We start from the raw sequence: 24,837 nt of genomic DNA on the forward strand, positions 1-24,837 counted from the left end.
CCAAAAAGAAAGCCGCAGTACTTATCCTTTGGCATGGATAGTAACTGCGGCCTCTTTAAAACATGTCTTTTTATACAGATTTACTGAAAACTGGTGTGGCAGGTTTAGCATTCCAAAGTTTAGTGTCGAAGCACATGGCGATATTGCGCAGAAACGGCCTGCCGGCAGGCAACACTCTTACATGCTTTTGGCTGTACTCTACAAGACCATCTTCAGCTAAAGGCTGCAACCGCACAAGAGCATCAGTAAAAAAGGATTGGTTCTGGAAGCTCCATGTGGTTTCCATGCGACACATCAGGTTTAATATATGCTGGCGTATTACCCAGTCTTCAGAGTTCAACTCATGCCCTTTAAACAAAGGCAACTGACCAGCTAAAACAGCTGCTTCGTATGCTTCGACTTCCTTTATGTTTTGCATAAAAGCAGTGCCTGTGTCTGATATGCTGGAAGCTCCTAAACCAATTAATAGTTCAGTGCGCTGTGGTGTGTAGCCCATAAAATTGCGGTGCAGAGTTCCTCGCTTTACTGCCAGACATAGCTCATCTTCTGGCAGAGCAAAGTGATCTAATCCTATTTCTACATACCCGGCTTCTTCAAGTAGGTTTCTGCCAAGTTCGTATAAGCCTCTTTTCTCAGCAGGGCTGGGCAGGTCATTTTCGTTGTAGCGGCGTTGTCCTTTGCTCTTCCAGGGGGTATGTGCATAACTATAGAAGGCAATGCGTTCCGGGTGTAGTTGCTTCACGAGTGCAATTGTCTGGCTTACGCATTCCGAAGTCTGCTGTGGTAAACCATAAATAATGTCAGCGTTTATAGACGTATATCCTATGGCTCGGGCAGCATCAAAAACAGCTTTTGTCTGCTCAAATGTCTGAATCCTGTTAATGATAAACTGCACACACGGATCAAAATCTTGTATGCCAACGCTAAGTCTTCTGAAACCAAGGTCGTACAGCACCTGTAGCTGTTCGTTGTTAGTGGCATTGGGGTGAACTTCCATGCTTAAGGAGGCTTCTGGAGTTAGCTCTGCTTTCTCCAATAGTTTCTCTAACAGTTTTTTCAGGTTGGTGGCACTAAAAAAAGTAGGAGTGCCGCCACCTAAATGTAACTCTGTTATTCGGGGTATATTACCAAAAGAAGCCAGGTATATGTCCCACTCCTGTAGTAGTGCCTCTATATAGGGTTCTTCTACCGTATGGTTTTTAGTAATACGCTTATTGCAGCCACAGTACGTACAAAGTTGCTCGCAAAATGGCAGGTGAAGGTATAAGCTAATGCCCTCTTTCTGGTTTGTCTTCTGAAAGCAATGTTTTACATGTCGTAACCAACGCTCTTGTGTCAGCGGTTTGTCATCCCAAAAGGGAACAGTAGGATAACTGGTATATCGTGGCGATGGAACATCATATTTAGCTAATAGTTCGGCAGGGGTGGAGGTAACAGGCGCAACCATATCATAATCTTTTTTGTTCAAACTCAACTGGCAAGGATTTTAAACTTTGCACAGAACAAAAGTCGCAAATAGGAATTGCACAGAAAATGATATTCATCACCTTAATATAGTAGTTAGGCGTGTTTATCTGACGAAAGATTTATAACTTCACAAGAATTGGTTTATCTGGGTTTTTAATTAATATATGAGAATTACGATACCTACTTTATTATTAGATAAAAATAAATGCCTCAGCAACATCCGTAGAATGGTTGAAAAGGCAGACAGAAATAAAATACAGCTACGACCGCATTTTAAAACACATCAGTCAGCGCAGGTAGGGGAATGGTTCCGTGATCTTGGCGTGGAAGCAATTACGGTGTCTTCTGTGCAAATGGCACGTTACTTTGCTAACCACGGCTGGAAAGACATTATGGTGGCCTTTCCTGCTAATGTACTGGAAATGGATGTGATTAATGAATTGGCTTCCCGTGTAAAATTGCACTTAATAGCCGTTAATCTGGAAACAGTAGAAGCGCTGGAGGAAGGGTTAAGCCATCCGGTAAAGATTTGGATTAAGGCCGATACAGGCTATCGTAGAACAGGAATTCTGCCACATAACCATGTTGACCTTGATAGGCTGATTGAGTTCTTTGAGAACTGCAAGATGCTGCGTTTTGAAGGATTTCTGGCACATGATGGACACACTTATAAGCAATCTGATACGGCAGCTATACAAACCATACATAATACAAGTGTTTACCTGCTGCAATTGCTTAAGAACCGTTACAAGAGCCGTTTCCCTCACATACAGCTTTCCATAGGTGATACCCCATCCTGTAGTATATTGGAAAACCTTTCCGGTGTAGATGAGATCAGGCCAGGCAACTTTGTCTTTTATGACATTACGCAGCAGCGAATTGGTTCATGCTCTTATGATGACGTAGCAGTTTGTATGGCTTGCCCTGTAGTAGCCAAGCACCCACGCCGAAATGAAATAATTATTTACGGTGGCAGTGTACATTTTTCTAAAGATGTTTTAATGTTAGAGAATGGCAATGCAAACTATGGGGTAGGTGTAGAGCTGACAAATAGCGGATGGTCTTCGCCTGTTGAAGGATTGGAGCTGGTTTCTCTTTCGCAGGAGCATGGCATTGTACGTGCTAGCAGAGAGCAGTTCGAGAAATACCATATTGGTGACCTGATGTTTTTCCTGCCTGTTCATTCTTGTCTTACAGCTGACCTGATGAAAGGCTACATGACCTTAGAAGGTGAACGCCTGGAGCACCTGTCGGGAGTACCGATGAATGAGATGAAAGTTTACTAGACGATTCTTTCTGCTGCCTATAGTTAAAGCAGCAGTCAACCAATGCTCTTTTTGCGTTTAACGAAAGCTTTAGGAACAGAGGGTTTATTGCCGATAATAGTTTAATCACCCGCATTGGTAATGAAGTACTTGTGCGGGTGGTTTTATAATCTGATAATGGCTGCGTAGGCTCCTTTAACCACTGCTTCCATCTGGTCAAAATCTAAAGTATCTATAGTGTCACTGTTCCGGTGGTAGTGTGGGTTGCGGAGAAACGATGAGTCGTTAATCATGATGGCGTTGATGCCGTACTTCCAGTAGTTACGATGATCTGATAGACCAACCAGGCCAAAACCAGCAGGAAGATTAACCGATTGCACATCAATGGTAGTATGTTGGCGCATCAGGTCCCGTACCTGCTCTGTAAATGCCTTCTGCTCCTGGTTGCCTACTACCGCTATAAAATTACCAGTGTGAGGGTAATATTGCTTCAGTTCATCGTGCGGAAATCTTTGTGAGTTTGGTTCATCTGAAAAATAGCCAATCATCTCGAAACAAACCATTGCCTTTACTTTTACGCTTTGTTCGTGAAGGTATCTGGCATGCACTGCGCTACCCATGTTCTCAGTGGCGAAAAAAGGAGGTTCCTCCGGACAAAAAGCCACAAAATCTATTTGGTAATGTAGTTCAGGATTTTGCTCGTCCAGGAGTCGTGCTGTTTCCAATAAACCAGCTATGCCACTGGCATTGTCATCGGCACCGGGCTGGTCTCCGCAAACATCATAATGTGCCCCAACTACAATCCGTTCATTACTTTCTGCACCATTAAAAGTGGCTATAATATTTTTGTATGTTTTGCCACTTACTTCAAATGGTTGTTCTATAACTAAACAATTAAGCTTTGAGAACTCTTCTTTAATATAAGTTGCTGCTTCATTCAAAGAATCCATGTTCTGATAGTTCCTGAATGGTTTTATAGATGTAAGCTTTTGCACGTGCTGATATAATCTTTCTTTACTATTGCTCATTTTTACCAAATTTTTAAGGTGGCTTGTAGCTGGTTTGATGCTGAAGGTTGGTGTTACAGGATAGTAACTTTTACGATGATTGTAGGAATTTTGCTAAACGAGCAAGTGCATGAGTTCTATAAAGTAATGTCTTTTTTATAAGAGGTTAAACGTGCTGAATCTTTTATGGGGGGAGTAGAGGTGAATTAAAGTCCAAAATTTTACTTTTGTACTGGAGGTTAAAATGAAAACAGCTAAAGCACCTGTTAAGCGAAATAAGCGGAAAGAACCAAAGAAGCAACAGTCTCCCGTCTTGTTCTGGGTTGGACTGGCTGGTTTTGTGGGGCTGGTGCTGTTTGTGCTTTATTTTGAGATCTTTGTAGAGAAGAAAAAGCCTATCTGGCCAGAAGGCTACAGCGTGTATGGTATAGATGTATCGCATTACCAGCGGGACATTGACTGGGAAAAAGTACGATTAAATGAAGTTGCCTTTGCTTTTCTAAAAGCAACAGAAGGAAAATCTTTAAGAGATAAGAACTTCATGCAGAATTGGCAGAATGCGCGTGAGGCTGGCATCATAAGAGGAGCTTATCATTTTTACAGACCTCATGTAAAACCAGAAAAGCAGGCAGAGCATTTTATAGCTACAGTACCCCTGGAACCCGGAGACCTGCCTCCTGTACTGGATGTGGAGGTAAAGGGGCTGAAGTCTAAAAAAAAGCTTCGGGAAGACTTGCAGGTATGGTTAGCATTGGTTGAGGAGGCCTATGGCGCAAAGCCTATTATCTACACCAATTACAAATTTTATGTAGACAACCTGCAAGGTTATTTTGATGATTACCACCTATGGATTGCGCATTATAAGGTGCCTAAGCCACGGCTGGAGCGAAATGATACTGTAAAGCTGGCTTTCTGGCAGCATACTGATGCCGGTGCTGTGGATGGTATAGAAGGCATTGTAGATTGTAATGTGTTCTACGGCAGTATGCGCGAGTTAAGAAGTGTTTGTATTAAAGAGAAGCTATAAAAAAGCTGTCATTTCTAAAAATATTAGAAATGACAGCTTTAAAAGTATTACAGGTTTATGTTAACTTGTAGTTTAATAGTCTCTGTCAAAGTCACGCTCTCTTTTATAATCATGGTCGAGGCTGCGATTGCGATTTCGGCTAGGAATGTAATCATTGTCCGAAGAGCCGGATCTATATCTATAACCTTCACTTGAGTCATTCCTCACGCCATAAGGCTCCCTATACCTCTCGTTGTACCGGTAATGGTCTCTTCTGCCATCGTATCCGCCAATTGATCCGTAGTTGCCGTCTCTTGAGCCATATTGTCCACGAGGTATATGGCGGTCGTAACCGCTGCCCATATATTTACCCTCGGAGCCACCATAGTTTGGAGAGTCAAAATCGTCACGGTTGTAGTCATATCTTCCCTGGTCACTGCCCTGGAATCTTCTGGATGTGTCGTTTCCGTAAAGGTCTCTGTTGTTTGAGTTTGAGCTTAGTCCCATGTCGGAGCCCCGGCCACGGTTGTACTGATCGCTGTCTCTTTCGTTGCCATAGGCACGGTGCCCGGCTGGGCTATAGTGATGTTCACGGGCAGATCTGGGTGAGCCCATGCCGCTGTCAAAATTGTAGTTGACATCAGAATCATAGTCCCGCTGTGACGGCAAACCAGCTCTGGAAGAACCAAACCCCTGTGCTCCGCCATAACTGCCCATGTTGCCATAGTTGTTCGACGTGCTGGAAGTATCATGTAAGCCGTAATTACTTACATTTCTGGAGCCGCCCATTTCGTTGCCTTGGTTGCCAAAAGTGCCGCCATAACTTTCGTTTCCATAACCACCACGTGCTGATGAACCATAATCATCAAAGCTAAAGTCACTGCCTTTTCTAAAGTCATTGCCTCTGTCTCTTTCCGGATGGCGGTATTGTTCCGAACGTCGTGACTGATACCTGCCCTTGTTGTTTCCGTAGCGATCTGAATCGTTTCTGTTCATAGCTTTAAGTTTGAATGTGATCATTATAAGTTAATCTCTACTTATGTAAACGAAGTGTGATAACAGTGGTTGGCTAAAATTGGATTAACTGTTTTTGCTGAACAAATCTTCCTCACAATGAAAATTTGCCATGGTAAATTCCTGCTCTTCTACGGTACTTACAAGCTACTGATGCTTGATATAGCCTGTTTATATTGCAATTTTTACTTTAGGTCCATAAGCTGCGGCAACGCCTTTTTACTAGCTTTTGCAGCTCATAAACCAATTATATATAACCCAAGTTGGCTCAAATAAGTAAATGTACTTACACCCTTTGGGTTAGAGTAGTACAAAAAGTTGTTGCTGCTAAAGCTTTAGCTTTTAAGGTAACCAGCAATCATTCAAGCTCAGGGTGCAAGAGAGACTGATATAGATGAGTTATGACAAAAGTAATAGATATTCAAGATGATAATAATAAGCAGGCTGCCCATGAGTTTTACAGTGATGCTTTAAAAGTATTAATCAACAGCAAAGATGATTTCATGGTTGGCGGTGGTTTTGCCCTAAGGCAGTACACGGGTATTATTCGTGATACAAAAGACTTGGATGTGTTTTGCAGAGGAGGAGACTGTCCGCGCATTTTGAAACACTTTGCTGAAAACGGCTATGAGACAGAGTTTACTGATGCTCGCTGGTTAGCCAAAGCAAAAAAGGGAGAACACTTTGTCGACCTGATTTTTAACAACCCCGGTAACCACTGCATTGTAGACGACACTTGGTTTGAGCGTGCTACAAAAGGTGAGATTTTTGGCTCAAAGGTGCTGCTCATTCCTGCCGAAGAATTGGTTTGGTCTAAGCTTTATGTGCAGAACAGAGAACGATACGATGGTGCAGACATTAACCACGTTTGGTTGCGCTGCGGTAAACACTTTGATTGGAAAAAGCTTTGGATGCACATGGAGCAACATTGGCATCTTCTGTTGGCACAGGTACTGCAGTTCCAGTTTGTATACCCATCAGAGCGGGATATAGTTCCGAAGTGGCTGTTTGATGAAATGATAAATCGTGCTCAGGAACAGTACGATATGCCAATACCTTTAGAAAAAATATGCCGTGGTCCTTTGATAGACCAGACACAATATGCAAACGATATTACAGATTGGGACTATAAGGTAGTAACCATCAGATCAGTTTAAAGAATGGCAAATACAAAAGACAACACAACTAAAACAAGAATAGCCGCTGTCGGTGACATACATGTGCGCGAAGCCGATCAGGGGAAATGGGAAGAGTTTTTCAGAGAAGTTTCGCAGAAAGCAGACGTGCTGCTATTATGTGGCGACCTGACCGATACAGGAAGGGCTACTGAAGCTGAAGTGCTTGCTAAAGAACTTAAATCCTGCTCTATACCTGTTGTAGCCGTACTCGGTAATCATGATTATGAACGCGAGCAGCAGGGGGATATTAGACAGCTATTGCTGCAGGAGAACATAAACATGCTGGATGGTGACAGTGTAGTGATTGGTAATGTAGGGTTTGCCGGTGTAAAAGGTTTTGGTGGAGGCTTTGATAAAGCTATGCTGGGCATGTTTGGCGAGCAGAAGATGAAAGAGTTTGTACAGGAAGCAGTAGACGAATCGCTTAAACTGGATGGAGCCCTTGCGCGCCTCGACAGCGAACACGTTGATATTAAGAAAGTAGTGCTGCTGCATTATGCGCCTATAAAAGCAACAGTGGTAGGAGAGCCGGAACAGATTTTTCCGTTCCTGGGTTCGTCACGTTTGGCAGAACCAATCAATAGAAGGGAAGTAGAGGCTGTTTTTCATGGCCACGCCCACATTGGTACTCTCGAAGGAGAAACATCTAAAGGTGTAAAAGTCTTTAACGTTTCTAAACCAATCCTGGAGCAGCAAGGGTATGAGTATCCTTTTTATATTCTGGAGGTTTAATATATTTATAATTTAAAACAATGCTCCTGATGCTTAGTACAAGCATCAGGAGCATTGTTTATTAGTAAAGTTTACCTGCTTTAACGGTAACCTGAGCGGCAAATTCGCTTGCATTATGTGTGTCATTACCTAAAATGCCTCTATAAGATACACCTCCTGCTATTTTCAGGTTTTTAAGGATGTTGATGTTTACTTCTACGCCAGGGTCCACTACTACATATCCTTTGGCTCTTTCTGTCATGCCCCAGTTCCAGTAGTCATTGTTAATTGTTTCTCTGGTTTGTTCCTGAGCTATCCAAAGCGCTGCGCCAGCCAGAGCACTAAAGCTTAAATGTATCAGTCTGCTGGGGCGCAAGGTATATTCATTCATTATACCGAAGTATACCAGTTCATTTTTCTTTCTTGTTAAGGGGGCAATGTTTTCATAAACAGGATTTACTGTTACGTAGCCACCCAAGCCGAGCAAGTAAGTTTTGTTAAGCAGTATGCCCCCATAACCTCCTACTAAATTAGCAAAGTCGCCGTTAATGCTAGAGAACTTATTACTTACAGCACCATAGGCTCCGGTAATATTTGCTTTGCCACCTAATGTCTGAATTTCTTCATCTTGTGCCTGTGCTATGGCCGGAAGCAAAAGAAACAGCAAGGCTGTCGGCAATAAAGTCTTTTTCATAGTAATACTGTTTTGGTGGATTTAGTTGAAACAATTCAATGATCCAGAAGGATAATATATGGTTGCATATAAGATGTCAAATTTCAGTTAAGCTTATCTACTTTTGAAACTAAACTTATCCTTCATATTTTTAACCAACAAATATGGAAGAGCATGCTTAAGATCTATCATAATAAAATGTGCAGCAAAAGTCGTCAGACACTGGAACTGCTAAAGAACTCAGGGCAGGAAGTAGAGGTAATAGAGTATTTAAAAGAAACACCTACTGCTGATGAGTTAAAAAGCATTTTGCAAAAGCTGAACATAAAGCCAGAACAACTACTGCGGAAAGGGGAGAAGCTTTATAAGGAAACTTATAAAGGCAAAAGCTTTACAGATGAAGAGTGAATTGATATTATGGCTGCGAACCCAATGCTGATTGAAAGGCCTATTGTGGTGAAAGGTGACAAGGCTGCTATAGGAAGACCGCCTGAAAGTGTATTAACTATTTTATAACAAACCGGGTAAACTGCTTCTAAAGCAATTTACCCGGTTTGTCATCTTTAGTTATTAGCTAAAGCTTACTCTTGATTTCTTTCAGCTATCACATGAGCTGGCGTGTTGAAAGACGGTGATAAATCATCAGTTTTCTTGCCGAAGCGTGTCTTGATCTTACCAATCGCATTCTCCACTGTCAGGTAAACCGAAGGCACCAGTACCAGCGTCAGTAATAGCGAGGAAGTAAGACCACCGATGATTACCCAGGCCAGACCGTTCTTTGTTTCGGCACCGGCACCGGAGGCTAAGGCAATCGGAAGCATACCGAACACCATCGCCAGCGTTGTCATCAGGATCGGGCGCAGACGCTCGCGGCCCGCTTCGATCAAGGCCTCACGCACTGGCATGCCCTCTGCTTTCAGGTTGTTCGTAAAGTCTACCAGCAGGATCGCGTTTTTAGCCACCAGACCCATCAGCATGATCATACCGATCATGGAGAAGATACTCAGGTTCTCGAAAGCCAGCGCCAGGGCAAGCAGAGCACCGATGAGGGCCACAGGCAGCGAGAACAGTACGATAAACGGATAGATAAACGAGTCGTACAGCGCCACCATAATCAGGTACACGAATATTACTGCTATTAACATAGCCAGCCCTAAGCTACCGAAGGCATCGCCTTGCTGCTCCAACTGGCCACCGTACTCAATCGTCACACCGTTCGGCAAATCTTTGCTGGCCATCGCCTGCTGAATCTCGGCACCTACGGTACCCACTGGCCGGCCTACCACCTGTGCATTCACAGAGATAGACGTCATACGGTCGTTACGCTCCAGCTTACTGGCTCCCAGTTCCTGCGTTACCGTTGCAAATTGGCTCAGCGTAACCAGTTGACCCTGGTTGTTCATAAAGGTCAGGTTGCTTACATCCTCCAGGTTAGAGCGGTTGAAACGGTCCAGCGAAACGTTGATGTCATACTCGTAGCCGCCTTCGCGGTACTTGGAGTCGTCGTTGCCGCTGAAGGCTGTGCGCAGGGTGCTTCCCACATCGGCCACGTTCAGGCCTAAGGCAGCCATACGCTCACGGTCGATGTGCACCTGCAGCTCTGGGCGTGGGTCCTCTATCGAGAACTCTACATCGGTAGTGCCGGCTACACCTTTCGTTACATTCAGCACCGTGTTAGCCGCCTGCTGTACGTTTTCCAGCTCAGCACCTTTAAGTATAATTTGGATAGGCGCGTTGTTGGCGTTACCTGTAATACCGGTAGGGGCAGCTTTTGCCTTTACACCAGGTAGTTTCTGGATCTCGTCCTTCAACTGATCACCAAACTCGTCTATACCAACGGCTCTTTCGGTTTTATCCACCAGAATCACGGTAATCTCAGAGAGATAGTTGGTGGAAGTACCAGACATCTGTGAGCTACCGTAACCAACGTTACTGAACACTTTTTCCACTTCAGGGTGCTCCATAATCATCTTCTCTACCTGGGCCGTTATTTGGTTATTCTGGTAAAGCGTAGTTTGCGGCTCCATCTCCAACTGTACTACCAACTCGCCCTGGTCGCTCTGCGCAGTAAACTCACTACCGATAAAGCCAGCAGGAACAAGCGCTACGGAACCGATAAACAAGACCACAACTGCTAAATAAACTACCCAGCGGTGGCTCAGGCTCCATTTCAGGATGTTGCCGTAGCTATCCTGCAAGCCTTTGAACCAGCTCTCGAAGCCAAGCGAGATGCGGCCCCAAAGCGTGTTTTTGGTAAAGTGATCGAGCTTGCCGAAACGTGAGGCCAGCATCGGTGTGATGGTAAAGGACACGAACAAACTCATCAGCGTAGAGAATACGATCACCAGCGAGAACTCGCGCACGATGTTACCGATAAGGCCAGGCACCAGCGAGAGCGGCAGGAACACTACCACGTCCACCAAGGTAATCGCCATGGCCGTAAAGCCGATCTCGTTACGACCTTCCAGGGCTGCGGTACGTTTATCTTTGCCCATTTCCATGTGGCGGTAAATATTTTCCAGTACCACAATCGAGTCATCCACCAGGATACCCACCACCAGCGAGAGCGCCATCAGCGTCATCAGGTTCAGCGAGAAGCCTGCCACGTACATCAATATAAAAGTTGAGATCATTGAGGTTGGCAGAGCCACCATCACGATCAGGGAGCTTCTTAAGCTGTGCAGGAAGATCAGCATCACAAAGGCTACGATTACCACAGCCAGCATTAAGTCGTGCATTACGGCATCGGCTGAGGCCAGCGTATAGACAGAGCTGTCACTGGCAATGCTGAACTTCAGGTTCTGATCTGCATACATCCGCTCAATCTCGGCAATCTGTACTTTCACCAAGCGGCTTACCTCCACGGCGTTTGCGTCTGTCTGTTTCTGGATGCTAAGACCGATGGAAGAACGTCCGTTGATACGGTTAAGGGTAGTGCGCTCGGCCACACCGTCTACTACCTCGGCCACGTCACCTACTGTTATGCGGCTGCCGTTTGGCTGGTAAGAAACCACCAGGTTGTTGATCTGGTCCAGCGACGTAAATTTAGCCGCCACACGCAGGCTATACTGCTGGTTTGTGTTTTCTACCTTACCCGTAGGGAAATCCTGGTTGGCGCTGATAACCGTTTGCATTACCTGGTTGATGGACAGGTTGTAAGCCCGCAGCCTCTCGGGGTCTACATTTACCTGTATCTCACGCTGGTCACCGCCGATGATCTGGATCTGGCCCACACCTTCGGCTTTGGCCAAAGCAGGCTGTATACGGTCCTCTATAAGCTTGTAAAACTCTGTAGGCTTCATGTCGGAAGTTACGCCCAGGCGAAGTATAGGCAAGTCGTCGGTAGAGAACTTGCTGATCGTCGGCGCGTCCACATCATCGGGCAGGGTAGCCAGAATGCCATTTACCTTCTGCTGGGCATCCTGCACCGACTGGTTTATGTCGGCATCCTGTTTCAGCCTTACAATTACAATAGAAACCCCTTCCTGCGAGGTAGACTGGATTTTGTCCAGGTTCTCGAGCGAGGAGAGCGCATCTTCCACTTTCTTGGTAACGGATGTCTCCACCTCACCGGCGGCGGCACCAGGGTAAATGGTGGCCACCGTCATCACAGGCGCATCAAATTTGGGGAGCAGGTTATAACTCAGTTGGTTATAACTGATGATCCCCAAAATGCCCAGCACCGTAAAAATCACGATGATCAGTGCAGGGCGTTTAATGGATAATTCGGTTATTGACATTTCTTCTTTTCCTTAATTTTGTTTTCGCAGGCTGTTAAGGCCTGCCGCTATTATTGTCTTTGGGCTGATACAACTTGCACTCTAGTGCTGTCGGTCAGGTTAATCTGACCTGTTGTTACCACGCGGTCTCCTTCTTGCAGGCCTTCCAGCACTTCCAGGGAAGTACCGTTGTCAGCACCTATGGTTATGTTTCTAACTACAGCCATGTTATTGCTGTTCACCACATACACACGGGCATCTTTTATACTTCCCACCAGCGCCTCGCGCGGAATCTGCAGGGTAGGTACTTCATTCTTTTTGTTGAAGGTGATGTCTACGTAAGTACCTGCTTTCAGCGGGTTTTTGTCCTGGTTCTGAATCGCGATCTCAATCGGATAGTTATGCGCTTCGTCGCCACGGGCACTGATAAAGGTAATCTTTCCGTTGAACTTCACGCCTGGGTAAACCGAGGTGGTGATGGTAACAGGGTCACCTTCGTTCAGAGCGTACACATTACGCTCCGGTACGCTTAGCTGCACCTTTAGCTGCGATACATCCACCAGCGTGGCAACAGGTGTGCCGATGTTGGCGAAAGCACCTGTCTCTACTGGTTTCTGGGTAACGTAACCGCTGATAGGAGCTGTAATGGTGGTGTTAGAAAGCTCTTTGCGAGCCTGCTTCAGTTGGTTCTGAGCGTTTTCGTATGCCAACGTATACTGGTCTAGCTGCGCTTTAGTAGCGGCGCCACCGTTGTACAGGTTGGTGTAACGCTCGTAGTTCTGGCGGGCATCGGCCAGCGACTGCTCTGCATTGGCAACACCTAATGCTCTGATCTGGTCGTCGATTCTGGCTATCACGCTTCCTTTTCTTACAAAGTCACCCAGTGCCACGTTTAGGCTGGTGATTTGCCCCTGTACTTCCGACAGCACATTAATTTCTTTGTTTGGGACCACCGTTCCGACCATGGCCAGGTTGCGCTCGCTGATGCGGCTCTCAACAGGGGCCACGCTTACGGCTACGGTTGTGTTGGTGTTATCAACAATCTGGTTATTGGCATCAATTTCCTTTTTGTTGCTGAACAAGCGGAGAGCAACCAAGCCAAGTAATCCGACGATAACGACAATGATGATAATTCTTTTCATTTGGGTTGGATATTTCTTTATTATTTTGAGTTAATATAAGTTATCAGGCTGCCTTTGGCTCTTTCCAGGTTCAGGCGGGCTGTATACAAATCAAGCAGTGTGTTGATGTAAGTATTCTGCGCTGTTCTTAGAGAAGTCTCAGCCTCTACCACATCTGTAGAAGAACCAACGCCTTCCCTGAACTCCAATTGCGTTACTTCATACACCTCCTGTGCCAAGCCCACATTCTGCTGCTCGGCCTCTATGCGCTGCAGCGTGTTGCGGTACTGCGTCATGGCATTCGAAACTTCTAGGTTAATGCCCTGAGTCGTCAGGTTTATTTGCTCCTCTAACTGTCTTGCCCTGATTCTTGATTGCTGAATGCGGGCGTTTCGCTGCAGACCGTCAAATACAGGTATGTTCAGACGCAGACCAATAGAGGAAGTTGTATAGTCTATCCAGCCATTGTTCTCGGTTGCGAAAAAACCAAAATTTGCTCCCTGGCCTGTATAACCATAGTTTGCGTAGCCTGAAATAGTTGGCAGGTAGCCTGCCGCAATGTTTTTCCTATCCAGCTTCTGAAGCTCTAAATTAGTTTGCAGAATCTGATATTCAATCCTGTTTTCCTGCAAGTTATCGGCCACATTCTCCAGCACAACGGCACTCATGTCTGCTGAGTAGTTAAGGGTAGTATCGCTTAGTAAGATAGGCTGGTTCAGTGGCATGCCCATCTGGTATTTGAGGCCATTTAGGGCCTGTTCCTTATTGAGCTCTGCCTGGCGTAGTTGTGAAGCTAAGTTACTGGCATTCACACGTAAACGATTTACGTCTACTTTTTTAGCTACACCGTTCTCGAACTGCAGCTCTGTTGTCTGAAGAATCTTATTTGTATTATTGAGGTTGCTGCGCAGTAGAGCCAGTTGCTTGTCTACTACAATTACCTGGTTGTAAGCATTGGCAATATCGTAAGCAGTTTCTTCGGTTACCTGTTGCGTTGTTTGCTGGTAGAGCTGCGTAGACTGCTTGGCTGCCTTTAAGCCTACCCAGAAAGACGGATTAAAGACCATCTGTGTCACTTCTCCTGTCAGCGAGGAGTTATACTTCTGGCCCAATGTAATAGCCGTTGCTCCTGTGTCTTCGCCATCGTTGTCCCCACCGGAACCTGCTCCAGGAAAAGCGTTTCCAGCTAATACCAGCTGTGGCAGCTTTAAGTTATCTACAAAACCGCCTGTGATGTTAGCCTGCGGCAGGCCGCTGCCTTTAATCTCGTTTATCTGTTTCTGTGCAATATCCTCGTCGTAGCGGGCAACTTTTATGTTGCTGTTGTTCTGCCTGGCGTACTCTATGCAATCTTTTATGGAAAAAACTGCCGTGTTATCCTGTGCTATGGCAGGCATGCTTAAAAAGCATGAAAGAAGGACTGGGATTGTCCAGCCACGCCAGCGGTTTTGTTGTTTCTTTTTGTTAGACATGTTTCTTTCTTTTTAAGCTAGAATGGTCTTAAGTTTTTTAGTTTTGTTTATGCAGTTTGTTCTGAAATTAATGAACTATCTGAGTAAAAATTAAGCTCTGCTTTTCTCCCATCTATCCAGCAACTTCGGAAGCTCCTGGTGCAGGTAATCTAAAAAGCCAATTACTTCCTCCAGGTCACTGCAATTGGAGGTAGTGTTTTCACTCTTTTTCTCTTCTAGTACCTCCCGTAGCAGCTCTTTAAAGCTTGTCATCTGTTCTATGCGCTTCGAAAAGCCATCACGCCAGTTCGAAATTTTCAGCCTGAAGTACCTTTTGCGGTCGCCAGGGAAGGTGGTATAATCAATCTGGTCTGTTTGGATGAGCAGGTTGATCGAATTGCTGGTGGCACTCTTGCTGATGCCTAACGCATCGGTTATTTCATCAAAAGCCAGCGCTGGTTTATCTGCTACAAAAAGCAGGCCCATTACACGCGCAGCTGCAGGCTGCATGCCTGACTGTTCATGAAAAATGCCTATCTTTTCTATCAGTGCTTTCTGTTTATCTGTTAATGTCATTTTTTGCTGTTCCTTATCTGTAGTTAGAACACTGCAAATGTAAGCATAGTTCTCTTGGTTCAAAAAAATAAGAACTAAATTTCTGAAATATTTATGATGTAAGGCCAAAGTAGTTTTCGAGGTATTTAATTTACTCAACCCTTATTCATAGAATATGGCAAATGAAATATAATGTGCATATTTACATAATTAAACAGAAAGTTTTGTTGTTAAAATTTTTATAAATCTTAATTCAAACTATGAGCATTGATAGCCAGAAGCTAAAGGTTTTTGAAGAAACAGAGAAGACATTAAAGGAACAAGGGTTCAGTATTGATAAACAAGACCAGACTCGCCCATGGGGTGGTTTTTTTGTAATCAATGAAGATCAGGCACAGCAGTTTGCCAATATTTATTTTGATGGCATGGATGTAAACCAGTTAAAGATTTCTGGTAAACTAAGCCCTAAAATTTTAATTGTTGCACCACAAAAGCGCTTGTCCTGGCAGTATCACCACCGTCGTGCCGAAATCTGGAGGGTGGTTAAAGGAAATGTTGGTGTAGTTACCAGCGATACAGACGAAGAGGGGGAAGTAAAGATATTTACACCTGGTGAACTGATTACATTAAAGCAGGGAGAACGTCACCGTTTAGTAGGTCTTGATGACTGGGGTGTACTTTCAGAAATATGGCAGCATACCGATGTTGACAATCCTTCTGATGAAGAAGACATTGTTCGAGTGCAGGATGATTTCGGACGCTAACAGTTAGAACAGTAAAACCTGGCAAGTTTAGCCAGGTTTTCTATAGGAGTCGTTTTTCTTAAGGCAAAGTGTTTTCTTTGAAATTAACATGGTGTTTTTGTCGGTTAAATCAATATTAAATTAAGAAGTACAAAATGAGCTTTTATATAGTTAATGCCAGTTTTGAAATTGATAAACCTAACGAGGCGGTGCTGGAAGCCAAAACACAGAAGGATTATGAGAAGAGCCAAAATGCGAAGGGGTTAGTATCTTTTGAAGTATGGAAACGTGAGCATTCTGAAACAGTTGAATATGTGCTGGTTTCTAAGTGGGAGAGTAAGGATGACTTTAAATTCTGGATATCCAGAGACGAGCATGTGGATGAGCATAAGGAGCAGCGTATACGAAAAGAGGAATCAGAAAGGCCTAAGATAACAAAGAAGTTATCTTATTTTGAAAGTTACCTGTAATATTGAGATTACATTGCTCTTACAGCGTAAAAGATGAAGTTAACCCTTATAACTACTATAGCTGCAAGAGGTATTTACCAGATAGAGAGACCGTAATAGGAGAAATCTGATAAATACTTTTTTTATAGTAGATATGTAGTACCACTATGATTTTACCAACAGGCATAACAGAAAAAAACAGGCAATATGCTAAAAGGTGTGCGTTTAACACCTTGTTATGATGTGTGAAAGCTGTGGTATTTAATATTAATTTGGTGCCTTATATGTTTTATGTTTATCTACTAAAGTTCATATAACTCTATAGGCAGATCATCAGGGTCGACAAAAAAGGTAAAGCGCTTACCTGTTGTTTTGTCTGTTCGGATAGGTTCTACCGAAACATTCTTAGCTGTTAAAGCCTCAACTGCTGCATCTAATTTGTTTACTTCAAAAGCAAGATGTCTTAGGCCTGTTGCTTCGGGCCTGCTTACCCGCTCTGGTGGAGTAGGAAAGGAAAACAGCTCAATAAGATATTCTCCGTTCAAGGCAAGGTCGAGCTTATAAGACTGCCTCTCTTCTCTATGAATTTCTCTGATAACAGTTAAACCCAGCACATCTGTATAGAATGCTTTAGACCTTCCATAGTCGGAGCAGATAATAGCAATGTGGTGAACAGCGTTGATTTGAAGCATGTTATAAACTTTCCTGAGCTAAGGCCTTTCTTTAATATCTAAACTTTTGTGAGCTGTATCTGACGTCATTATTAAAAAGGATAGCCAATAGCGATGTTAAGAGTCATGCTGTTTTCTCCGCTAAAGCCAAATTTAAAGTCGTTTAAGACATTGCGTTGGCCCTCCGGCAGATAAGGTACCTGCACAGGTATACCAAAGTCAAAGCGTAGGACGAAGAATTCTACATCTACACGCAAGCCAAAGCCAGTACCAACGGCTAACTCTTTAGTGAAATTGTTAAATTCAAACTTACCTCCCGGCTTTTCTACTTCACCAGTTTCGGTGTAGGTATCTTTAATGAGCCACACATTACCGGCATCCACAAACAAGGCTCCTTTAAAAAAGCCTACTATCGGGAAGCGATACTCTATGTTTGCTTCCAGTTTTATGTCACCGGTCTGGTCGAAGTAAGATAGATTGTTATCTGTTTGATTCGCATAGAAGTCATAGGAGCCCGGACCAATGCTTCGTGCACGAAAGGCTCTGATACTGTTGGGGCCACCAATGGCAAACTGCTTTACATAAGGCATTACACTGGAGTTACCATAAGGGAAGCCTACACCAGCTATAAAGCGGGTAGCAATCTGGCTTTCTTCACCAATGTTCAGGTAATAGCGGAAGTCATTGTCTATGCGGGTATACTGCGAGTATCGTTGTCCGAGTAGTGTTCGGGGGTAATCCTCCTGTGGCGCTTCAGAGCCAAACAGAGAATATAATGCATTCACAACATTGCCTGAAAGATCTAGGGTTGTGCTATTATAAAACTGATGCGTATGGTCCTCATACACCTGCGTGCTAAATGTTGCCTGATAGATAGAGCCGATGATAAACTGATTTTCAAAGCTGCGCTGTAAATAAGGCCTGTCAGCTAAAAGGGCATCAAACTCAGGAGTAGTATTAGCCAGCTGCACATATTGCAGGTTAATAGGCGTTACATCAAAAGTCAGTGTCTTTTTAGGCCGCCAATTATAGGCATAAGTAGCATTAAAGGAGTTCATCTGGAAATACTGCACTCTGTTCAGAAAATTAAAGCCAAGGCCAATTCTTGTTTTAGGAACAAACTCCGTTCGCAGGTTCGGTAAATGGAAGGGAGACATAATGCGTGGGAAAGTCAGTGTTGTTTGCACTCCCAACTCATAAGATGTTAAGCCGTTGTTATTAGTGTCAGTTTCTGAATTAGTATCCTCACCGGATGTTCTGTTACCGCCTATCTGATTTTCAAAACTACCCGTTAACTCTACATTAAGCTGTTCTGAGCCTCTGAAAGTATTGCGGTTCCGGAAAGAGGCTGTTATGCCTGGCCCTGCAAAACCGTTTGTTTTACTTACCATTCTGGCTTCGGCCCGCAAAGACTTTTTCATGGCCGGCGTAAGGTATATAAATGCGTCTAACTGATTGTTGCTGGCGGTATCATCTTCAAACTGAACGTTCACGAACTTATAGGCAGGCAGGCCCATCAGGCGGTTCACAGTAAGAAGCTGATCACTCCGGGTATAAAGGCTGTCTTGCCGCAGAAAAACGCCTCTTAGCAGATGCTTGGCTTTTACATAGTCTTCGTTAGGTACATAGTGGTAGCCTCTAACATCAATGGTATCACTGGTAGATAAGCTATCGCCAAGAAAATAGTTGGCGAATATATAAATATCATCTAAGGTATAAGGTTGTAAAGCCTGGGAAGGGGCATCTCTTTTTACCCGTAGCAGTACATCAGCCTGCCTGTTACCCGCAGTAGTATCTACACTAAAAATAAGATTTTCAGGGCTGAAATAGTAATATCCTTTTTCCTTAAGCTCTCCATCAATTCTTACCCGCTCCGCTGTCATAGTAGACAGATCATATGGCTCACCCGGAATAAGTAATGACTCTGAGCTTGTAGCACGAATAGCCTGGTGTACGGGCAAAGAGTCATTGAGTGTATATTCTACTTTTCTGATGCGGTAGGGCTCACTTACAGAAGTGGTCCATTCAATATTGGCTTTCTTCTTTTCAATGGTTGTTGTACTTTCTACAGAATTATTGAAGTAACCTTTGTTGAGCAATTGGTTTCGCATAATGTCATTAATCGAACTGGTATCTACTTCTGAGAGTAGCACAGGAGGTTCGCCAAGTTTTGTTTGTATCCAGTGCTTCAGGCCTTTTTCCTTTTCTGTGTAGAAAGCATTATAAATCCACAATTTGGGCTTTAGGCCTAGTATAGATGCATTGGGCTTTGGCCTTACAGGGCCATCTAAGTCAGTTCCTAATTCTCTGTTACTGCTGTCTTCCTCATTCTTTACCTTTATATCATATCCTGCAAACAGAGCATCTCCCTCAGGTACTGTTTTAGTACTGCTACAACCCGATAATATTATAACTACGAAAAGAAATAATAGGGTACGGTAGCTCAGCAAGTGCCTACGAGATATTACTGGTATCATAAAAGTGCTTTTGTCTCTGTGTTATTTTGAACTGTTGTTGCTTGTCGCCTTTTCTTTACGGCGCTCGGCTTCTCTTTCCTTGCGGCCTTCAAGGCTTCTGAAAAGGTCAGAGAAATTGTTGTAATCCCGAACGAATATGAGTGACAGACCTGTTGCCCGAACATCTCCCTGCAGAAAACCTTCGTACTGGTTTCGCTGGAAACCCCGCAGGCGTAAGCGGCCATCTTCTGTCAGAGAATATTCTACAGAAATGTCTCCGCCGAAACCACTCATAGAGTTGGTCGATTCACTTTGTCCTTCCAGGCCTATATCACTGCCGACACGTACGGTAAGGCGATCGTTTAGGAACTGCTGGTTTAAAGCTACATTAAGGTCTGTGCGACCCTCGGCAGATCCGGAAGAGTAATCCTCATAAGAGTTTACGCCTAACTCTAGGCCCAAACCTCCTGCATATTTATTGGTAAGTTGGTTCAGCTGGTCTGTCATTACCTGGCTTAAACTGTTACGGGCAGCACTGGCAATGCCTCCACCTCCAGCACTTTGCAGTGGATCAGGTGCCAGAAAACGTCCTAACACCAGTAAAGCAAACACCTGCTTGTTGAGCTGCGAGTCATCCTGACGTAAACTGGCAAGACTGGCTGTAACTTGTTCTCCTACGTTTCCACGCTGCTCTTCCGGTAGCTGAATATCAAAGTCTATATCTAAGCTTAAAATTTCACCTCCAACTTCGACAAGTACTTCAAAAGGAACATCGTTTCTTAGTGATGGGTCCTGTGTGTCTCCTCCAATTTGTGACGCAACTAACTCAGTAGGGGCTGTTTCAACCCGATAAATAGCTGTTATATTCAGGTCAGCCTGTAATGGGTCTCCGGTCCAGGCAATGTAGCTGCCTTCGGCAATATCTAACTCTCGCGATGCCAGATCGTAAAAATCCATGCTATACCTACCATCTGTAATTTCATAGCGCCCTGTCATGTTTATCTGACCGCTAGGGGTAATACCCACGTAGAGAGGATCTGCTGTGCCACGCACTACTAAATTATCACCTGTTGTCGGGTCTATAATAATAGTGATAGGCGTTTCGTCAGTTACTCTTACCTGCGCTTCAATATCTGCCCCAACAAAGCCTGTCGTTTGAGTTGAATCTTCTTCTTCCTGGCCTCCTGTAATTGCCGAAAGAGATTCATTCAGGTTTACAAACTCTACAATGCCCTCTCTTTCTGCCGCGCCTGCCTCATCAGCAGGCACCACAGCCGTAAACTCTGAGCCCTCCAACACACTTACGTCTACTTCCACTACAGGCTGTGTCATATTACCGGTAATAGATGCATCAGCAGCAAGCAGTACCGTGCCGTAGAACAAGTCGTTGTCCTGGGAAGTGGAGTTCATGGCAAGGAACTGATCTGTGGTAATATTCAGATCAAAGCTATAATCTGTATAATCCTGTGTCAGTACATTACCACTTACTACCAAGTCATTACCTAATGTATCTGTTAAGGTAAAGTTAGGGAAATTGATACCCTGTTCGGTGAAAGCCAGGCGCTCATCTTCCAGGCGATAGATGGAGTTTAACATGCTAACGTTAAACTGCGCCTGATTAAAGTTAAGGTCACCAATGATGTTTGGATCATCTAAGGTACCTGTAATGCGCAGCCTGCCATTAGCACTGCCATCCATATCTTCTACCATGCCCTGGGTAAACCCTTGCAGTGAGGCTAAGGCCAAGCTGTTAATGTTGGCATCCAGGTTAAGTAAATTGGCGTTAGGCTGCGCTTCGTAAAAGCCATTTATCAGCACCTGGTTTCCGTTACCTGATAGGGAGGCATCAATGTTATAGCGGTTGTTGCCAGAGCTGTTTGCTTCTAAACCTATTGTGCCTACAGGTGTTCCCATATAAGCTAATTCTGTAATAGTAAGGTCTGAAGTAAAGGAAAGCGTTCCTGCCATCAGGTTCTCTAATGTAGCTTCGCCGTTAATGGTACCGTCTACTAAATTAACGCTGTCCTGCGATGGCTGGAATGTCTCCAACAGGTAGCCTATATCAAAATCGCCGAACTGTACCTGGAGTGGTGCGGTAGGGGAGAGCTCACCTGTGCTGTTAAGAAGCAGGAAGCTATTGTTACGCTGTAACCGGATATTGTTTGCATATAATACATTTCCGCCAAACTGCAGGTAATTGTCCTGAGGTACTGTCCATTGGTCGCCGTTGATAACCAACTGGTCAGGATTGAAGGAAAATCGGAAACCATTGCCGATGCTATTTAGCGTACCTCCCAGTACAAACTGTTCTTGGCTGGCAGATGAGTCTCCTGCCATTGCCAATCTTACTGTTAAGGCATCCTCGCCGGCTGCACCCGATAAAGAAATATTGTTTGCTCTGAAAGATGGAGACACAAGTCTGTCAAGTTCCAGGCTATAGCCAAGTTCTTCTCTGTTACCTCTTATCTGAAACGCAAGGTCCTGTAAAGCATAGTCGGTGTAGGTGATGTTGCTGAAGTTAGCATGCACCGCCAGTTGCTGACTGCTGCTATTGTAGTTGCCTGTAATAGGTCCTGCTGGTTGAAAATTCTCTAAGCCGGGAACAAAAGATGTAACCACGCTTGGTCGGAGTAGCTCCATTTCAAATACAAAATCTCCTAGGTTAACATCAGTTGGGTAAGGAGGGTCAGGCTGCAGATCTAAATAGTTAGAGAAATATTTCTGTAACGCGGTTGGTAAAGTATCAAAGCTATTGGCAAAGCGCATGTCAGCCGCTAACAGGTTAGAGTTAAGTGTTACTTCGGCACCTGGTCCAGATTGGTCAACTGCAAGTACTAGCGAGTCTACTGGTATGGTTTGCCCGCTATGCTGGACAATAAACTCGTTCATTTCCAGTGTACCACTGATTGAACTGGCATCAGCACCTGTAAAGTTACCTGCTACCTGGCCTTGTAGCCGGAGTTCTTCTGAATAAAGGTTTAATGCCTGCAGGTTGGCTCCCTCCAGATCAAGGTTAAAGGCATAAGCAGGTTGCTCGCTGTTGCGCATGTTAAAATCACCGTTCAGATCAAAAGCAAGATTTTCATCTTCTGCTGTGGCCGTTACTGTGTATAGGTTCTGATTGATATTGGCATTAACATCAATATCATTATAGGTATAATTGTTATAGTTGAACTCCTGAATATGGGCTTGAGCTTCCGCACGCATGGTTTCAGGTGTCAGTCCACGGCCATTGGCATTAACTTCCAGTGCCATAACACCAAGTCCTAATTCAGGTGCAGTTACCTGGCTAAGGTCAAACCTGCCGGTCCGGATAGTAGCTTTGAACGCTTCCGTGTCCTGATCCATATCTACGACAGCATAAATGTTCCCGGCAGAGCTGCGAAGATCGGCTTGGGCATCAAATTCAGTCATGCCACCCCGGAAGTTACCAGTCATGCTAATGTTGCCAGGAATTCGGATATCAGGCGGTAAAGTGCCCGGTGGTAACAACGCTTGTATATCTGTTCGGGTGGTAGCGAAGCGGTTAATATCCAGATTCATGAACAGCTGGTCAGGATTCATCGCATTGCGAACATTGCCGCTAATGTCTACTACAGTGCCTTTTAATCCTGCTGCCTGGAAACGAGGTATGGTAATATTATCCAGCTGCCCTTCGGCTTGCCCTTCTAACCTTATTGTAGAGTTAGCAACAGCTCTGAACGAGGGGTCGCTAACCAGGTCTGGTGCAAAATATTTCAGGTCCTGCATGCCAATATAGCTGTCGGCAATATTTAAATCCACGGCCACCTGCTCCGGATTATCAGCAACAGCATCTAAGGATGGGTATGTTGCTGCCAACTCGTTTGTCAGTCGGCTGTTACCGGTACGAAGGTCAAGATCAGCAATGCGGGCACTGGTAGAATCTACAGTTATGGCTGCCTGTAGGTTCTCTAAACGGAAACCGCTTTTTTCTACCATTCTGAACTGGTCGATGTTAAGCCCCATACGGTTCTGGCTGTACAAGATGTCCCCTGCCTTAACTTCGACGCTATCAAACCTTATGTGGTTAAAGTCCATGCCTTGCGACTGCGCTGGCATGTTGAAGTTATCAAAAATAATTTGCAGACCACTGACATTCATGTTATTTAAACCTATTACCCAGTCCATTGGCTGCCCTTGTGATGTTTCTACAGACTCATCCAGTTCTTCCTCTGTGCGGGCTGGGTTTACTGCAAGAGAGTCAATTGGTTTGCTGCTTTCCTGGGCATAAACAACAGAAGTGTTGTGCAGCTCGAATGTGTTAAGATTTACTTTGGCATTGGGAATGTCAATATTATCAGCTGTCAGTTCAGATTGCCCCAGCTTTAACTCAATGCGCTGCTCTGCTGGCTGGCTTACATAGCTTAAATCAATATTATTTAATGCTACTCTACTAATTCCAAACTCCATTTCCAGCGGTTCACTTTCGGTAGTATCAGGTGGAGGTAGCTTGGCTTGAACGTAGTTCAGGCCAGTGTTGCTTAACTCAATTTCATCGACAATGTAGCGCTGTGCATCCAGGTCTATTTCATCCATGGTAGTGGTTAACTGCCCTACCCGGCCACGAACCAGGTTGCCGCCTGCTTCATCTCTGAAGTTAACATAAATATCTTCCAGGTTGACTTCCCCTACACTTATAGCCATACTGGACGATGCTGTATCTGCAGGTTGTGCAGCAGCAGTGTCGGAGGCAAAAGCTTCTGTAATGAAGTCATAGTTTGTAGAGCTGTCGGGTCTGATGTGAATATTAGCTGTTGCATGCTCAAGATTTACTTCACCTACATTTACCTCCCCACTGATCAAAGACCAGATCCGTAAGTCAGCACCCAGGTACTCGCTGTACCATAAGGTGTCCTGTTGCTGGTCTTCAACATACACATTTTTCAACACAAGTGTGTTGCGCCAGTTAGTAGTAAAACCTCCTATTTCTACACGTGTGTTCAGTGTATTAGAAAGATAAGAGGCGCCTTTCTGTGCTAAAAAGTTCTGTACTGGTTGAAATTGCAGGGCAATAACAATAAGTATCACTAATCCGACTATTGCCAGTAATAGCCACATTAGCACTTTCAGAAAGATGAGTCCGATATGTTTTGCAGATGCGATAACTTTAATAGTTTAGGGTACAGATGGCTGTACGAATATAAATTACCAATGGATTTCACTCATCCATGAAAAGCTTGCAGTACATCTGTATAATAAGGGGTCAATTTGTTAAAACGGACAGAATAGCTGTTAAAGCGGACAAAGATTGAACTGAAATTTACGGAACAAGTACTTAGTTAATCAGATAAAGCTTTTCATTATTCGTTAATACCCTTCTGATGGAAATC

General features: G+C 44.3%; 17 protein-coding genes and 1 pseudogene. 7 read left to right on the top strand and 11 right to left on the bottom strand.

All coding sequences use genetic code 11. The features are described from left to right. Positions 1-70 precede the first annotated feature (70 nt). A complete protein-coding gene (hemN, locus tag LN995_RS01265) occupies positions 71-1,447 on the bottom strand; it encodes an oxygen-independent coproporphyrinogen III oxidase (protein ID WP_229957785.1) in 1,377 nt (458 codons plus the stop codon). A gap of 184 nt (positions 1,448-1,631) precedes the next feature. Here hemN and LN995_RS01270 point away from each other — a divergent pair, with 184 nt between their 5' ends. Further along, on the top strand, positions 1,632-2,753 hold the full coding sequence (locus LN995_RS01270) for an alanine racemase (RefSeq protein WP_229957599.1): 1,122 nt from the start codon (positions 1,632-1,634) through the stop codon (positions 2,751-2,753). 143 nt (positions 2,754-2,896) lie between these two features. Here the strand turns inward: LN995_RS01270 and LN995_RS01275 are convergent, their stop codons facing one another. Next, entirely contained in the window at positions 2,897-3,760 is an 864-nt protein-coding gene (locus LN995_RS01275) for a M28 family peptidase (RefSeq protein ID WP_229957601.1), read from the bottom strand. Positions 3,761-3,983: 223 nt separating this feature from the next. Between LN995_RS01275 and LN995_RS01280 the strand changes: the two genes are divergently transcribed. Continuing rightward, positions 3,984-4,766 carry a glycoside hydrolase family 25 protein gene (locus tag LN995_RS01280; RefSeq protein WP_229957602.1) on the top strand — a complete coding sequence of 261 codons (783 nt, stop codon included), beginning with the start codon at positions 3,984-3,986 and terminating at the stop codon, positions 4,764-4,766. Positions 4,767-4,838: 72 nt separating this feature from the next. Here LN995_RS01280 and LN995_RS01285 read toward each other — a convergent pair whose 3' ends face one another. Further along, on the bottom strand, positions 4,839-5,741 hold the full coding sequence (locus LN995_RS01285) for a hypothetical protein (RefSeq protein WP_229957603.1): 903 nt from the start codon (positions 5,739-5,741) through the stop codon (positions 4,839-4,841). Positions 5,742-6,160: 419 nt separating this feature from the next. On the opposite strand from LN995_RS01285, the gene LN995_RS01290 reads away from it, so the two are divergent. Continuing rightward, positions 6,161-6,916, top strand: a complete 756-nt coding sequence (locus LN995_RS01290; protein WP_229957605.1) for a nucleotidyltransferase — start codon at positions 6,161-6,163, stop codon at positions 6,914-6,916. Between the two features lie 3 nt (positions 6,917-6,919). After that, positions 6,920-7,669: a metallophosphoesterase family protein gene (locus LN995_RS01295; RefSeq protein WP_229957607.1), complete on the top strand. Its 750-nt coding sequence runs from the start codon at positions 6,920-6,922 to the stop codon at positions 7,667-7,669. A gap of 61 nt (positions 7,670-7,730) precedes the next feature. On the opposite strand, the gene LN995_RS01300 is transcribed toward LN995_RS01295, so the two are convergent. Continuing rightward, a complete protein-coding gene (locus tag LN995_RS01300; RefSeq protein WP_229957609.1) occupies positions 7,731-8,342 on the bottom strand; it encodes a hypothetical protein in 612 nt (203 codons plus the stop codon). Between the two features lie 153 nt (positions 8,343-8,495). On the opposite strand from LN995_RS01300, the pseudogene arsC reads away from it, so the two are divergent. Continuing rightward, a pseudogene (arsC, locus tag LN995_RS01305) lies at positions 8,496-8,837 on the top strand (arsenate reductase (glutaredoxin)). Between the two features lie 65 nt (positions 8,838-8,902). Here arsC and LN995_RS01310 read toward each other — a convergent pair. The 4 genes from LN995_RS01310 to LN995_RS01325 form a co-directional block, all read right to left on the bottom strand. Then, positions 8,903-12,061: an efflux RND transporter permease subunit gene (locus LN995_RS01310; protein WP_229957611.1), complete on the bottom strand. Its 3,159-nt coding sequence runs from the start codon at positions 12,059-12,061 to the stop codon at positions 8,903-8,905. A gap of 50 nt (positions 12,062-12,111) precedes the next feature. Continuing rightward, positions 12,112-13,182: an efflux RND transporter periplasmic adaptor subunit gene (locus LN995_RS01315; protein WP_229957613.1), complete on the bottom strand. Its 1,071-nt coding sequence runs from the start codon at positions 13,180-13,182 to the stop codon at positions 12,112-12,114. Positions 13,183-13,202: 20 nt separating this feature from the next. Further along, the gene (locus LN995_RS01320) at positions 13,203-14,633 is read right to left on the bottom strand and encodes a TolC family protein (RefSeq protein ID WP_229957615.1); all 1,431 of its coding nucleotides are present in this window, start codon (positions 14,631-14,633) and stop codon (positions 13,203-13,205) included. Between the two features lie 90 nt (positions 14,634-14,723). Then, positions 14,724-15,188, bottom strand: a complete 465-nt coding sequence (locus tag LN995_RS01325; protein WP_229957617.1) for a GbsR/MarR family transcriptional regulator — start codon at positions 15,186-15,188, stop codon at positions 14,724-14,726. 239 nt (positions 15,189-15,427) lie between these two features. On the opposite strand from LN995_RS01325, the gene LN995_RS01330 reads away from it, so the two are divergent. Both LN995_RS01330 and LN995_RS01335 read left to right on the top strand, forming a co-directional pair. After that, positions 15,428-15,931 (top strand): cupin domain-containing protein, encoded by a 504-nt coding sequence (locus LN995_RS01330; RefSeq protein WP_229957619.1) that lies wholly within the window; start codon positions 15,428-15,430, stop codon positions 15,929-15,931. A gap of 134 nt (positions 15,932-16,065) precedes the next feature. Then, positions 16,066-16,380, top strand: a complete 315-nt coding sequence (locus LN995_RS01335; RefSeq protein WP_229957621.1) for an antibiotic biosynthesis monooxygenase family protein — start codon at positions 16,066-16,068, stop codon at positions 16,378-16,380. Between the two features lie 281 nt (positions 16,381-16,661). Here the strand turns inward: LN995_RS01335 and gloA2 are convergent, their stop codons facing one another. The 3 genes from gloA2 to LN995_RS01350 all read right to left on the bottom strand — a co-directional run bounded on the left by gloA2 (position 16,662) and on the right by LN995_RS01350 (position 24,565). After that, positions 16,662-17,051, bottom strand: coding sequence for an SMU1112c/YaeR family gloxylase I-like metalloprotein (gene gloA2, locus LN995_RS01340; protein ID WP_229957623.1), 390 nt, complete (start codon positions 17,049-17,051; stop codon positions 16,662-16,664). Between the two features lie 71 nt (positions 17,052-17,122). Then, a complete protein-coding gene (gene tamL / locus LN995_RS01345) occupies positions 17,123-19,507 on the bottom strand; it encodes a translocation and assembly module lipoprotein TamL (protein ID WP_229957625.1) in 2,385 nt (794 codons plus the stop codon). Between the two features lie 21 nt (positions 19,508-19,528). Further along, the gene (locus tag LN995_RS01350; RefSeq protein ID WP_229957626.1) at positions 19,529-24,565 is read right to left on the bottom strand and encodes a translocation/assembly module TamB domain-containing protein; all 5,037 of its coding nucleotides are present in this window, start codon (positions 24,563-24,565) and stop codon (positions 19,529-19,531) included. Positions 24,566-24,837 lie beyond the last annotated feature (272 nt).

Origin of the sequence: Pontibacter silvestris (assembly GCF_020907275.1) — a bacterium.
Taxonomy (GTDB): Bacteria; Bacteroidota; Bacteroidia; order Cytophagales; family Hymenobacteraceae; genus Pontibacter; species Pontibacter silvestris.

What these genes read in the sequence shown, in the direction of transcription:
- LN995_RS01280 (WP_229957602.1), top strand. Translation starts at nt 3,984, where the DNA reads ATGAAAACAGCTAAAGCACCTGTTAAGCGAAATAAGCGGAAAGAACCA.
- LN995_RS01315 (WP_229957613.1), bottom strand. Translation starts at nt 13,182, where the DNA reads ATGAAAAGAATTATCATCATTGTCGTTATCGTCGGATTACTTGGCTTG.
- hemN (WP_229957785.1), bottom strand. Translation starts at nt 1,447, where the DNA reads ATGGTTGCGCCTGTTACCTCCACCCCTGCCGAACTATTAGCTAAATAT.
- LN995_RS01330 (WP_229957619.1), top strand. Translation starts at nt 15,428, where the DNA reads ATGAGCATTGATAGCCAGAAGCTAAAGGTTTTTGAAGAAACAGAGAAG.
- LN995_RS01285 (WP_229957603.1), bottom strand. Translation starts at nt 5,741, where the DNA reads ATGAACAGAAACGATTCAGATCGCTACGGAAACAACAAGGGCAGGTAT.
- LN995_RS01275 (WP_229957601.1), bottom strand. Translation starts at nt 3,760, where the DNA reads ATGAGCAATAGTAAAGAAAGATTATATCAGCACGTGCAAAAGCTTACA.
- tamL (WP_229957625.1), bottom strand. Translation starts at nt 19,507, where the DNA reads ATGATACCAGTAATATCTCGTAGGCACTTGCTGAGCTACCGTACCCTA.
- LN995_RS01295 (WP_229957607.1), top strand. Translation starts at nt 6,920, where the DNA reads ATGGCAAATACAAAAGACAACACAACTAAAACAAGAATAGCCGCTGTC.
- LN995_RS01350 (WP_229957626.1), bottom strand. Translation starts at nt 24,565, where the DNA reads ATGTGGCTATTACTGGCAATAGTCGGATTAGTGATACTTATTGTTATT.
- LN995_RS01270 (WP_229957599.1), top strand. Translation starts at nt 1,632, where the DNA reads ATGAGAATTACGATACCTACTTTATTATTAGATAAAAATAAATGCCTC.
- LN995_RS01300 (WP_229957609.1), bottom strand. Translation starts at nt 8,342, where the DNA reads ATGAAAAAGACTTTATTGCCGACAGCCTTGCTGTTTCTTTTGCTTCCG.
- gloA2 (WP_229957623.1), bottom strand. Translation starts at nt 17,051, where the DNA reads ATGCTTCAAATCAACGCTGTTCACCACATTGCTATTATCTGCTCCGAC.
- LN995_RS01320 (WP_229957615.1), bottom strand. Translation starts at nt 14,633, where the DNA reads ATGTCTAACAAAAAGAAACAACAAAACCGCTGGCGTGGCTGGACAATC.
- LN995_RS01325 (WP_229957617.1), bottom strand. Translation starts at nt 15,188, where the DNA reads ATGACATTAACAGATAAACAGAAAGCACTGATAGAAAAGATAGGCATT.
- LN995_RS01290 (WP_229957605.1), top strand. Translation starts at nt 6,161, where the DNA reads ATGACAAAAGTAATAGATATTCAAGATGATAATAATAAGCAGGCTGCC.
- LN995_RS01310 (WP_229957611.1), bottom strand. Translation starts at nt 12,061, where the DNA reads ATGTCAATAACCGAATTATCCATTAAACGCCCTGCACTGATCATCGTG.
- LN995_RS01335 (WP_229957621.1), top strand. Translation starts at nt 16,066, where the DNA reads ATGAGCTTTTATATAGTTAATGCCAGTTTTGAAATTGATAAACCTAAC.